The organism is Amycolatopsis sp. lyj-90, assembly GCF_046549035.1.
GTDB lineage: Bacteria > Actinomycetota > Actinomycetes > Mycobacteriales > Pseudonocardiaceae > Amycolatopsis.
On sequence record NZ_JAJPWP010000011.1, the window covers coordinates 145,251 to 158,407 of the forward strand.

Sequence of the window (13,157 nt, forward strand, 5' to 3'; positions counted from 1 at the left end):
GTGGCCCACTGAACACCTCGTCCACCGTGCCTGCGCCTTTGTCGGGCAAGTCGGCCCCTTTTTCTGTCACTCCGCAACGCCTGGAGGCAACATACTGGCGGCCGTGAAGGACGACCTACTACTGAAGCGAGTACAGGAATCGATCATCGGCTCGAACCTGATGATGCCCGGCCCGTACGGTCCCCGTCGGATGGTCTACGCGGACTACACCGCCTCCGGCCGAGCGGTGAGCTTCATCGAGGACTTCATCCGCGATCGCGTGTTGCCCTGGTACGCCAACACCCACAACGATTCCTCGGCCACCGCCGCACAGACCACCCTGTTCCGGGAAGAAGCCCGGCGCACGATCCGTGAAGCCATCGGCGGTGACGAGGACACCGTGGTGATCTTCACCGGATCCGGGAGCACCGGGGCCATCGCGAAGATGATCGACATCCTCGGCTTGCGTGTCCCCGCCGTGCTGCAGGACCGCCTCCGGCTGGCCGACGCCATCCCGGCGCACGAACGGCCTGTCGTCTTCCTCGGACCCTTCGAGCACCACTCGAACGATCTACCCTGGCGAGAGTCCCTTTGTGACGTGGTGACCATTCCGCAGGACCCGGATGGGAGGCTGTCACAGTCCGCGCTGCGGAAGGCGCTGATCCGTTACGCCCGGCGGCCGTTGAGGATCGGTTCGTTCTCAGCGGCGTCGAACGTGACCGGTGCCCTCACCGACACCGAACAGATCACCGCCCTCCTGCACCGGCACGGAGCGCTGGCGTTCTGGGACTGCGCGGCTGCCGCACCGCACGGCGGGGTCTACATGAACCCTGACTCCGCCAGGGAACTCCATACACGGAAAGACGCCGTTTTCCTGTCTCCGCACAAGTTCACCGGTGGTCCCGGGACGCCGGGCGTCCTGGCTGTCCGCCGGGAACTGCTGCGGAACCGGGTGCCGAGCACACCCGGCGGCGGAACGGTCACCTATGTCAACTCGACGGTGCACCACTACGTGACCGACGCCGCCCATCGTGAAGAAGGCGGCACGCCCGCTGTCGTCGAGTCGATCCGCGCGGGCCTGGCCTTCGGCCTGCAGCAGGCCATCGGTGCCCAGACCGTGCACGACCGGGAGCAGTCCTTCCTGCGCCGGGCGATGACGTCCTGGTCCACCGACCCGAACCTGCAGGTCCTCGGTGACACCGGAGCGGATCGGCTGGCGATCGTTTCCTTGGTGTTCCGCGGGCCCACCGGAAGCCAGCTCCACTACAACTACGTAGTAAGGCTCCTGAACGACCTGTTCGGGATCCAGGCCCGCGGCGGCTGCTCCTGCGCGGGCCCGTACGGACATCGGCTCCTTCACATCGACGAAACCCGATCCCGGCTCCTCCAGCGGGAGATCCTGGCTGGCCGAGCCGGGATCAGACCCGGCTGGGTGCGGTTGAGCTTCGACTACGCGATGTCCGACGAGGTCGTCGACTACCTCATCGAGGCTGTGCACCGTGTCGCCGCCCTGGGCTGGAAACTGCTGGGTGATTACCACTTCGATCCGGTTTCCGGGGTGTGGCGGCACCGTCGCGACACCCAGCCTCAGGTGACGCTGGCCGAACTGTGGGATATCGGGGAGCATCGGCTCCCCTTGGCCGAAGACGGCGGCGATGTCCTGACGCGGCAGCTCGACGAGTCGACCCGGATCTTCGCCGCGGCGGAGGCGATCGCCCCGGAGCAGGGCTGCGTGACAGGCGGGTTCGACGAGCTGCGCTGGTTCGATCTTCCCGCAGTCTGCCTGCGGTGAGCTCAAGGCGCGCCGCGGGCGGGTCAGCGCCGGCCCCTCATGGCGTCGTCGGTCTCGGAGAGCCGGATTTCAGCCGGTGAGCGGATGTGCTGGACCAGCGGCGGCGCCTCGGACCCGAGCTGGGCCAGGAAGGTGCCCGGCCCAGTCCCATGATGGAGTCTTCGGTTCCCGCCGGCAGGTCGTGAAGGTCGACACAGGTGGGGGTGTCGCTAGGCAACTGCCCGAAGACGAACACCGTCTCGGCTTCCTGAAGCAATGAGCGGGCGGCGGACTCGACGGGCAGATCCGACGCGTGATGGAGCCCGGCCATCGTCGCGAGGCCGAGTCCGCGCGCGGGCTTCGTCTTGCGCCGGAACACTTTGCTGAGCGTGCCCTCCGCGACGTTGTCAGCCCTCTTCGACGATGTCGACCGTCGGCGTCAACCGCTGGGAACGCCGCGCGCGCACGTTCGCCAGGTGTTGATCACCGTCATCACGATCCGCAGCGCGGGCCCCTCGACGGGGAGTCCGGAGATGTCGAATGGACTAGGCCGCGGGGACGGTCGAGCTTGGATGTCGGGCGAAGTCTCCCCGTCCACCAGCCCGGCCAAGTCCTCCTCGATCATGCGCTCCACCGCGGAAGCCGGTCCGCAGCGCCATGCCCTCTCGTTCGGTTACCTCACGGCCGAGCGCTTCGGCATGGACGGCACGAAGCAACATTATCTGCCGGTGGGACGCTCCGACTATCTGCCGCGTTCACCCGTGTCACCGAGGGAGATGACCAGATCGAGCAGATTCGGCCCGCTTCCAGTGCCGTCCACGGTGAACTGAACGGACGGGAACGCCGACGGCACGGGCGAGCCTGGTGTACTTCCCTTACCCCGTATGGGTCTTCCTGTCGAGCACCACCAGCTGGCGCGCGTTTCCCCTGGTCTCCGGTGGCTCGGAGAGCAAGTGGGGAATCATTGATTCGCGGCCTTCCCGTGGAGCCGGCCGTCGAGGTGAACGATCTGGTTGGCGGTCCTCGGCGAGAGCATCATCGGGCTGCTTCGCGAGGAGAGTTGTTCAGTGCTTGGGACACAACGGTCACCAGGGCTCTCACCGTGCTTCTTCTCCGGCGAGGAGGGCCCCGACGGGGAGTGGCGAGCATTCGATGTGTGCCGGTCTGAATGCCGACGACGATCTCCTTGCTCACCAGATCGAGGCGGCCTTCGGCCTCCAGCCGATCGAGCATCCACCACGCCGCCCTCGCCGCGTAGAGGTCATCGGGAATCGCTATCGCCGATGCCGTCGATCGGGCGCGCCGAAGACCAGCGGCGCGGAACGCCATCCGGAGCAACTCGCGCTTCGAAACCCCGCAGCCGGCTAGGACATGCTTCGATACCGGCCCGAACCCGTAATCACGCAAGGAAAGCCGTGAACCCTTAGGGGCTTCAGGATAGGAATATTGACCGAAGTACCGCTATCAAGCGTATTTTCCTCACGTGGCCCTTAGCATCAGCGAAGCAACAGAGCCAAGCGCTAAGAGGTGTCCAGTGCACAATGCCGTGTCCTCGCGAAAGACCTCGGAACCGGCCGCGATCGTCGGTATCGGCTGCCGGTTCCCTGGCGGGATTTCCGGACCGGACAGCTTCTGGGAGCTGATCGCGTCAGGCGTCGACGCCATCGGGGACATTCCCGCGGATCGCTGGCGGACAAGCGATTTCTTTGACGCGGACCATTCGACCCCGGGACGGATGTTCGTCCGCCAGGGAGGTTTCGTCGACACTCCGATCGACAGGTTCGACGCGGGATTCTTCGAGATGCCGCCCCGAGAGGCGGCCGCGCTGGATCCGCAACAGCGAATGCTACTCGAAGTGACCTGGGAATCGTTGGAGAACGCCGGTATTCCGCCAAGTTCGACGGCCGGGACGAACGTGGGGGTTTATGTCGGCGCGTTCACCTTCGACGCGGCCACTCTTCAGCTGACCGATTCGAACCAGCATTTGCTCAGCTCGGCCACTGCCACCGGGGTCAGCATGACCATGCTCGCTGCCCGGTTGTCCTATGCGTTCGACTGGCGGGGTCCGTCCTTCACCCTCGACACCGCCTGCTCGTCGTCGTTGGTCGCGCTGCACCACGCCTGCAACGCACTCACCCTCGGCGACTGCGACCTCGCGGTGGCGGGCGGGGTCAACATCATGGTGAATCCGGCCACCACTGTCCTCATGTCCAAAGGGCAGTTCCTGTCGCCGGACGCCCGCTGCAAGTCCTTCGACCACCGGGCCAACGGCTACGCTCGCGGTGAGGGCGCGGGAATCCTCGTTTTGAAGCCGCTTTCCGCGGCACTGCGCGACGGAGATCGCGTCCACGCGATCGTGCGGGGCACTGCGGTGAACCAGGACGGCCGCACTCCCGGCATCACCGTGCCGCGAGTGGAGGCCCAGCGCACGCTGATCGAGCAGGCCTGCCGGGCAGCCGACGTCGCGCCATCGTCCATCGGCTACTTCGAGGCCCACGGCACCGGCACCGCGGCGGGAGATCCGGTCGAGGCCACCGCGATCGGCGAAGTCCTGAGCGGATCCTCAGAGACGCACTGGATGGGCTCGGTCAAGTCGAATATCGGGCACACCGAGGCGGCAGCAGGGGTGGCCGGTGTGATCAAGGGGACCTTGTGCCTGCAACAGGGTGCCATCCCGCCGAACCTCCATTTCGAGAAGCCGAATCCCCGGATCCCGTTCGGCAAGCTCCCTATCCGGGTACCTACCGAAATGGTTGCCTTTCCTGAACAGGAACACCCGAGGCGTGCGGCAGTCAACTCATTCGGCTTCGGCGGAACCAACGCGCACGCGATCCTCGAACAATGGCCGGCCCCCGCGACCGGCGACGAGACGGCAGCCGAAGACGCGAAGGTGCTATTGCCGCTCTCCGCCCGCAGTGCAGAGGCTTTGAATACTCTGGCCGAATCCTATGCGGAGCTGCTCGAGAAACCGGATGCCCCCGCACTCCGGACGGTGTGCCGTGCGGCCTCTCGCAACCGCGATCACCATCCGATGAGGACGTTTGTGGTCGCGGGGGACGCGTCCGGTGCCGTAGAAAAACTGCGGAACCTCAGCATCGATCCGGTTCGGGCCACCCGCCCGTCGATCGCTTTCGTCTACACCGGAATGGGGCCGCAATGGTGGGGCATGGGGCGGGAACTCCTTGAGACGGAGCCGGTCTTCGCGGAGGCGGTCGCCGCCTGCGACGCTCTGCTCGCCCCCCACGACCTATCGATCGCGGATGAGTTGCGACGGCCGGAGGACGAATCGCGGCTGACCAGGACCTTGTACGCGCAGGTCGCCAACTTTGTCGTCCAGGTAGGTCTCACCGCTTTGTGGCGGCACTGGGGAATCCGGCCCGCAGCTGTCTTGGGCCATAGTGTGGGAGAAGTGGCCGCGGCCCACGCCGCTGGGGTCTATTCTCTCGAAGACGCGGTCACGGTCAGCTTCCACCGAGCCAGCCTGCAGGCGCGGCTGGCCGGGCGCGGCACGATGGCGGCGGTCGCCCTGCCGGCGGAGGAGGTGGCACCCTATCTGGTCACCGGGACGAGCATCGCGGCGATCAACAGCAACCATGCGACGACGATCGCTGGTGATCGCCAGGCCGTAGCGGCCGTTTCCGTCGCGATGGCTGCGGCGGGGGCAGCGGTGGAGGAACTGCGGGTCGAGGTGGCCTATCACAGCCCGCAGATGGACGAAATCCGTGACTCTCTGCTTGAAGCACTGGCGAAAGTGAGCCCGCGTCCAGCGGAGATCCCTTTGTTCTCGACGGTGCTGGGTGATCAGGTCAAGGGAACCGAACTGGACGCGGGCTACTGGTGGCAGAACGTCCGGCAGCCGGTGAGCTTCGCCGTCGCGTTGCGCAAGGTCCTCGCCCGGGGCACGGACGCGGTACTGGAGGTCGGGCCCCACCCTGTGCTGGCTTCGGCGATCGACGAGGCACTGGCCGAGCGATCGGACGCCGCTGTCAGATTCGCCTCACTTCGCCGGGACCGGCCGCAGCGCGAACAGCTCCTGGAGACGCTCGGGAAACTCTACGAGGTCGGTGCCGATCCCGATTGGCAGCACGTCCTGCCCGGCCCCAGGACCCATCCGGCACTGCCGACATATCCCTGGCAGCGTGACCGCCACTGGGTCGAATCACCCGCATCCCGCCGTCGACGCTTGGGCTCCGACGGACTTCGGATGGCCGGGCGAACCGTCGCCGCCGTCACTCCGGTCCACGACGTGGAACTGTCCGCTTCCGCGCTACCCTATCTCGAAGATCACAAGGTGGCCGGTGCCGTCGTATTTCCCGGTTGCGGGTACCTCGACGCCGCGCTGGCCGCTTTCGCCGAAGACGAGCCGTGCGTACTCGAGGACGTCGTCTTCCACCGGCCGCTGGTTCTGCCGTCCTCGGCGGTCACCACGCTGCGTGTGGGTTACGACCCGGAGCGGGGACAGGTCACCATGCACAGCCGGGCGAATCCTGACGACGCGACCTGGACTCTGCACACCGAACTCCGCCGTGCCCACGTGGCGAACGCCCGCTGCCCGTCGCCCCGCCCGGCTGTGCCGGACGGGCTCGTCGACGGGTTGCCCAGCCTCGGCCACGAGGAGATCTATTCGCGGCTCACCGCGGCCGGATTGCGGTACGGCCCGTCGTTCCAGGTCGTGGATCGTGTGTGGTGGCGGGCCGAGACACGGGAGATCTTCGCCGAACTCAGGCTCGACACCGTCGAGCGGGCGGGACACAGGCTGCATCCTGCCCGTCTCGACGGCGCCTTGCAGGCTGTCATCGTCGGCGCGCATATGGTCGGCGAAGAGGAAGATCTGGGCACCTACGTGCCGACGCATGTCGAGTCGTTCCAATTCTTCCGGCCTCCCGTGGGTCGGTTGTGGGTGCACGGCCAGGGCAAGGAGTCCACCAAGCCGGGAGTGGTCGAATGCGATCTGACCCTGGTGACCGACGACGGCGAAGTGGTCGCGGAGATCCGCGGCCTGCGAGCGGCCAGGCTCTCGGAGGCCTCCCAGCCCGCACCGAAACTGGTCTACCGAAACTCGTGGGAAGCACAATCGCTCGAACGGATCGCTGACGGTCAGGGCCGCTGGGTCGTCGTGGGCTCGGGGGCCACCGCGACCCGGCTCGCCGACGGTCTCACCGCACTCGGCGGAGAGGTCGTCCGCACGGCAGTGACCGAAGAGCACTGGGTCGAGACCGCGGTTTCCGCCGCGTCCGGCAACCCCGCCTGTCGCGGCGTGATCTATGTCAACGAGAGCCCGGAGATCTCTTCTCCGCTGTGTTCTGCGGTGGCCGAGCCGCTCCGGCTCGTACAAGGGTTGTCCGCTGGTGCGAGCCGGTTGTTCCTGGTCACCACCGCCGCGCAGAGCGTGTCCGCCGACGATCCCACGGCCAGCCCATCCGGTGCCGCAGTATGGGGTTTCGGCCGCATCGTGCCCGCGGAACTGCCGGAACTGCATTGCCGCCTGGTCGATCTCGCCCCGAACGGTCTGGACGACGGTGTACTCGACGCACTGATCGCCGAAGTCAGCTCTGACACAGTCGGCGAAGTCGCCCTCCGCGAACACGGCCGTTACGTCCGGAAGATGGTCCGGGTGGAAGAGGGCTCGGAGTTCGATTCCGTCGAGGTCAGCACCGACGAAACACCCGTACGGCTGTCCCCGGTCCGCACCGCCGTAGGAGACCGGCGGTTCGTCGCGGCTGTCCGGCGGCCGCCTGGGCACGGGGAAGTCGAGCTGCGGGTGTCTCACGTCGGCTTGACTTTCGAGGACGTGCTCAAGCAAGCGGGTCAGTGGACCACCGAGGGCGGCTTCTCCGGGGAGATGCCCGGCGTGGAGTGCTCGGGCATCGTCGTCGGAGTCGGCGACGGGGTTGAGGATTTGCGTATCGGCGACGAGGTTTTCGCGCACGGCAGAGAGTTCTTCGCCTCGTACAGCACGCTCGAAGCCATTCGTGTGGTGAAGAAGCCGATCGGCCTTCACCTTGCGCAAGCGGCTTCGCTCCTGCCCGTGGCGGTCGCCCACCTGGCGCTGACCCGACTGGCTGCGGTCCGGGGAGGCGAACGTGTTCTGGTGCACTCGGCGGCCGGCGGTGTCGGGCTGGCCGCGGCACGCCTCGCGACCCATCTCGGCGCGGAGGTCTTCGTCACCGCGGGCAGCGATCAGCGACGGGACTTCCTGCGCCACGAAGGATTCACCCGCGTCGCGGATTCGAGGTCCATGTCCTTCGCGGACGACATCCTCGAGTGGACCGGCGGCGACGGCGTCGATGTCATCGTCAACGCGTTGCCCGCGGACATGATCCACCACAGTCTCCGAGCACTGAATGCCTTCGGGCGGTTCGTCGAGCTGCGCAAACCCGCGAATCCGGCCGACCACGCGGCTCGGGCGGCCGCGACCCGGCGAGCCGCGTCATTCCATTCGCTCGACTACGACCGGATGATGGCGCTGCGACCGCATGCGGTCCGGGAGTGCATGACCGCGGCCGCGGAGCTTTTCGACCGGGGCACGATCGCCGCCTTGCCACTGACCGAACTAGCCGCGAGCGAGACCGCCAGCGCCTTCAGCATCCTGACGACCCCGGAACACCGCGGCAAGGTCGTCGTCCAGATGGCGGAGCAGACAGTGCGCGTACCAGCCGCTTCCCTGCCCAGCTCACCGATCCGGCCGGACGTCACGTACTTGCTCACCGGCGGTCTCGGCGGTCTCGGGCTCACGGTCGCTCGCTGGCTCGCCGACAACGGCGCCCGGTATCTCGCTCTCGTCGGTCGTCGAGGGGTGAGTTCCTCCGCCGCGGCACGGGAGATCGCGGAGCTGACCGCCCGAGGTGTTCGGGTACGGGTCCAGAAAGCCGACGTCAGCGACCGCTCTCAGGTCCGAGCCCTGCTCTCGCGGCTACGCCGCCAACTGCCGCCGCTCGGCGGAATCGTGCATGGCGCGGCCAATTTCGACGACGTCGTGCTCACCAACACCACCGAGGCCAGGATCGTCGAAGCCACCAAGGCGAAAGCGGACGGCGCCTGGTTCCTGCACGAGGAGACCCTCTCCGACGAACTCGACTTCTTCGTCTTGTTCTCCTCAGTCGCGGCACAACTCGGCGCGGCCGGCGCGGGCGCCTACGCGACCGCGAACGAAGCGCTCAACGGCCTCGCCCGCTATCGGCGTGCGCAGGGGCTGCCCGCGCTCAGCGTTGGGTGGGGCATGGTCGCGGAGGTGGGTGTCGCGGTCAGCCGCGGCGGCCACGTCGGCAACATCTTGCGACGCAACGGCCAGGTGGCCATGCCGCCTTCGCGGCTTGTCGCCGAGCTGGACGTGCTGCTCCGTACCCGGCCTGGTGAGGCAGCGGTCGCCGACATCGACTGGCCGCGGTGGGCCCGCGCTAACCCGGAGCTCTCGTCGCTGCCCCAGTTCAGCACGGTGGTTCCGGAGAATGCCGCGAACGGCGGCGAGGACGACGGTGACGAAGAGCCGGTGGTCAAGCGCCTCCGATCAGCGAATCCTGCCGAGCGCGCCGCGATGCTCCAGCCTCACGTCATATCATTGATGGAACAGATCACCGGGTTGACCAAGCAGCAAATCATCGAGCAGCAGGCGGTGGATGTCGATTCCCTGTCCGCGGTCGAACTGCGGGTCCAAGCGCAGAAACAACTGGGCATCGCAGTCCCCGCGGGCAGGCTGCAGCGCAGCTTGAGCGCCGACGTGCTCGTCGGGCTGCTCGTCGACGAACTGGAACGTGCACAACCGGACGAAGCCTCACTCCTCGCGAACGTCGCTGTCCACGAGATCACCGCGGACGACGGCCTGACGATCTACGGCCACCTCAGTCTTCCGGTCGGGGAGGGACCACACCCCGCCGTGCTGGTCTGCACGTCCGGTGACGGAGGTGCTTTGAACAGCAAGGGCGAATACGCGCACATGACCGAGCACGTGCCGCTGCTGGCCGCCGGATTCGCGGTCTTCACCGTGGATCAGCGCGGCGCGAAGGGACACGGCGACAGCTACCGGAAGCTGGCCGAAATCGGCGGCGCGGACGTCGACGACGTCGTCGCTGCGGGACGATACCTCGCCGGGCTGCCCGAAATCGACGCGGCACGCCTCAACATCCTGGGAACCAGTCGCGGTGCGTACTCCTCGCTACTGGCGCTGGAACGGGAGCCTGCACTGTGGCGGCACGCCGCGCTGCTGATGGGCTTCTACGATCCGACTTCGTTCGCGAAGGCGGATCAGGACCGCCCCGGCTCGTTGCTGCCGGCGAGCTCGGAAGTCGACCCCGCGGAGTATTTCGCGTCGCCGCGACGGCTGCCGTTGACGGCACTCGAAAGTGTCGTCGCCCCCTTGCTCATCGTTCACGGCGACAACGACACGGTCATTTCCCGGGCACAGTCCGATGAACTACTGAAACGAATGGAGAAGGAAGTGGCACCCGCCCAGATGGTCACCGTTCCGGGCCTCGGCCACGACACCCGGCACGAGGACGCGGCCTGGGCCGACCTGTGGCCCGAGATCATCCGGTTCTTCGAGGAAGGGCCACGATGAAATACAGCATTTTCCTCCCTTCGGGGTTCGCCCGCGAATTCGCCCGCTTCGCCGATCCGATCGAGGCATTCACCCGTCTCGTCGACATCTCCGTGGTCGCCGACGACGCCGGGTTCCACGCCTTGTACGCGCCCGACCATCTGACGACGGTCCAGCCTTCGTTCGACATGGTCTTCGAAGCCTGGACGATGCTCGCCGCACTGGCACGGGAAACCGTCAACGTACGGATCGGCCACCTGGTCACGGCGAACGGCTACCGCAATCCGGCCCTGCAGGCCAAAATGGCATCGACTCTGGACGTCGTTTCCGGCGGACGGCTGACCTTCGGGATCGGCGCGGGTTGGCTGGAGAAGGACCACGCGCAGTACGGGTACGAGTTCGGAACAGGCCCCGAGCGAGCCCGCAGGCTTCGCGAGGCAGTACAGGTGATCCTGGCGTTGTGGACAGAAAGGCAGGCCGGGTTCGAAGGCGAGTTCTACCGGCTCCGAGACGCTGTCAACGAGCCGAAAGGCGTGCAGCTGCCGTCCATCCCCTTGATGATCGCCGGCAATGGCGAGAAGGTGACGCTACGACTCGTCGCGCAATACGGCAGCGCATGCAACCTCGTCACCTCTCCCGAGGTCGCGGTGCACAAATTCGGCGTACTGCGCAGGCATTGCGACGACGCCGGCCGGGATTACGACTCGATTTCCCGTACTGCCACTACCTTGTGCATCATCCAAGACACTGATGCGGCCGCGCGGGCGCTGGTGCCTCCGTCGTCCAAATTCGTCTTCCCGGACGATCCCGGCGTTTATGGTCTGGTCGGCTCGGCGGACACGGTCAAGAGGCGACTCGCCGCCTATGAAGAAGCAGGAGTACAGGAACTGATCGTGTACTTCGAAGATCCGACGAGCATAGCGCAGGTGGAAGAGTTCGCCCGGCTCTTCGTAAGCTGAGCACCCGCGATCCCGCCTCCGGTTCACGGGTTTCCCGGCCGGCATGGGCATGCGAACGAACAGTTCACGCTCGCGAGCCGATCGGCGATAGCTGCGGTTGCCGGATCTCCAGCGCATTCGTACGTGCCGGGCGGGCACTTGCCTCGCTGATGAGACCTCGCCGTCCAGTTCGTTGATTGGCGGGTCAACACGAACGCGCGACGATTTGCTTGGTCCTGAGCAACGGGTCCAACTCGGCCGCGATCACGGCGTCCGGGACAAGCAGCCTCAGGTCCGGTCACCCGGATCCCGGTTCTCGTGGATCGATCTCGCTTCCAGTCACTCGCCGAAGTAGTACGCGTCTAGAGCGAACAAGGCACTCCAGCACGCAAATCAAGTGAGAAGAAACGGCGGAATGAGCAAATTACTTGCGTACGGCCTCGAATTTTCGGGCTATTACTTGTGTCGAGACAGCTCGGCCGTATGACATCTACCCACAGCCGGATGACCGGCCAGATCGAAGGGACAAACATGCCCCGGGGAAGCTCGGACAAGAAGCACCGGGATCGACCGGTACCATGACGCGTCGGCCACACAACCCACGGTCATCGCCGCCGAACACAACCTTCCTGACTCCTTTGGCCGGTGGATTCCCGACGAAGCCGACACCACGTTACAGTTCAACCAAGCGGAACCTCTACCTGCGGTAAGACCAATACACCTGGAAGGGTTCTTTTCGCATCCGGTGCGGCCTACATAGTGCAAATACTCCACTTTTCTGCGACAGTGTAATGATGATTTCGAGTGTGCTTCCTCCATTGCCCTCGTTCGTGACTGAGTCGTCCGTCGAGGTCGCCGACGGCGTTTCCCTTCGTGTGTTACGCGCCGGGAGCGGCCCGCGGCTTCTGCTGTTGCCAGGATGGACCTGCTCCGCGGACTTCTTCGTGCATCAACTCACCGAACTCGCCGACCGTTTCGACGTAATCGCCATCGATCCTCGCGGGCAGGGCGGCTCCTCGAAGCCGCTCACCGGGAACACCTTCGCTCAGCGTGGCGACGACCTCGCAGCGCTCGTCGATGCGCTGGGTCTCGACCGATTCGCCCTACTGGGCTGGTCATTCGGCGTGCTCGACGTTCTGAGCTACGTGCGCCGTCACGGCACCAACCGCGTCGAACGCCTCGTCCTCGTTGACGAGACCCCGAAAGTCCCCGCCGACCCCGCGAACCCTGCGGAGTGGGGCGAGGCCCCACTCCGCCACGACGGCATCGTCTCGTTACTTCGAGCCGCCTTCGACGACCGGCTCGGATTTTGGACCGACTACGCGGGCTACATGATCGGCTCCGACGCCGCTCCCGCCGATATCGAGCGCATCGTCGAACTAGGAATGCAGACACCGGAACACGTCGCCATGGCCTCGCTGGCGGATGGCACCACGAGCGACTACTCGGCCGAAGCTACAGCGGCGAGTTCAGCCGTCCCGACACTCTTCCTCGCGCGTGAGGACTGGGCCGAGGACGCCCGCATCTGGGTGAACACGGCGATGCCGGACTCGGAGTTCGACACGATCCCGCTACACCTGGCATTCGCGACCCACCCTGCCGAATTCAACGAGCGCATCAAACACTTCCTCGCCTGACGACGACAGCAGACTTCAACCGAACGCATCGATACAGCAGCAGAATCTGTGCCCTACGAGGAATCTCACGTCTGCCTTCACCGTTGAGGCACCTGCGGCCAGGCGCATTCGGCCATCAGGTTGATTACAGTCGGCTGGTGAGTGGATGTCCTCCAAATACGCTGTGGCGGCGTTGAGTGTTGTCGTGCTCGAGCCAGGGTGCAAGTGCTGCTCGTCAGGCCGGTCCCGCTCATAGGGGACGGCGATGCTGTCGGTGGTCCCGCTGATCGGGCTGAGCACCCGGGTTCAACCCGGCCGCG

Annotated in this window: 5 protein-coding genes; 4 read left to right on the plus strand and 1 reads right to left on the minus strand. The window is 66.0% G+C overall.

The window, feature by feature from the left end:
- Nucleotides 1-103 precede the first annotated feature (103 nt).
- Entirely contained in the window at nucleotides 104-1,771 is a 1,668-nt protein-coding gene (locus ACLJPX_RS35290; protein WP_410604683.1) for an aminotransferase class V-fold PLP-dependent enzyme, read from the plus strand.
- Nucleotides 1,772-2,189: 418 nt separating this feature from the next.
- Here the strand turns inward: ACLJPX_RS35290 and ACLJPX_RS35295 are convergent, their stop codons facing one another.
- Nucleotides 2,190-2,375 (minus strand): hypothetical protein, encoded by a 186-nt coding sequence (locus ACLJPX_RS35295; protein ID WP_410604684.1) that lies wholly within the window; start codon nucleotides 2,373-2,375, stop codon nucleotides 2,190-2,192.
- Between the two features lie 921 nt (nucleotides 2,376-3,296).
- On the opposite strand from ACLJPX_RS35295, the gene ACLJPX_RS35300 reads away from it, so the two are divergent.
- From ACLJPX_RS35300 to ACLJPX_RS35310, 3 genes are all read left to right on the plus strand, one after another.
- Nucleotides 3,297-10,304, plus strand: coding sequence for an SDR family NAD(P)-dependent oxidoreductase (locus tag ACLJPX_RS35300; protein ID WP_410604685.1), 7,008 nt, complete (start codon nucleotides 3,297-3,299; stop codon nucleotides 10,302-10,304).
- Nucleotides 10,262-11,242, plus strand: a complete 981-nt coding sequence (locus ACLJPX_RS35305; protein WP_410604686.1) for a TIGR03560 family F420-dependent LLM class oxidoreductase — start codon at nucleotides 10,262-10,264, stop codon at nucleotides 11,240-11,242. The genes ACLJPX_RS35300 and ACLJPX_RS35305 overlap by 43 nt, the downstream gene beginning before the upstream one ends.
- Before the next feature lie 797 nt (nucleotides 11,243-12,039).
- Entirely contained in the window at nucleotides 12,040-12,858 is an 819-nt protein-coding gene (locus ACLJPX_RS35310; RefSeq protein WP_410604687.1) for an alpha/beta fold hydrolase, read from the plus strand.
- Nucleotides 12,859-13,157: the final 299 nt, after the last annotated feature.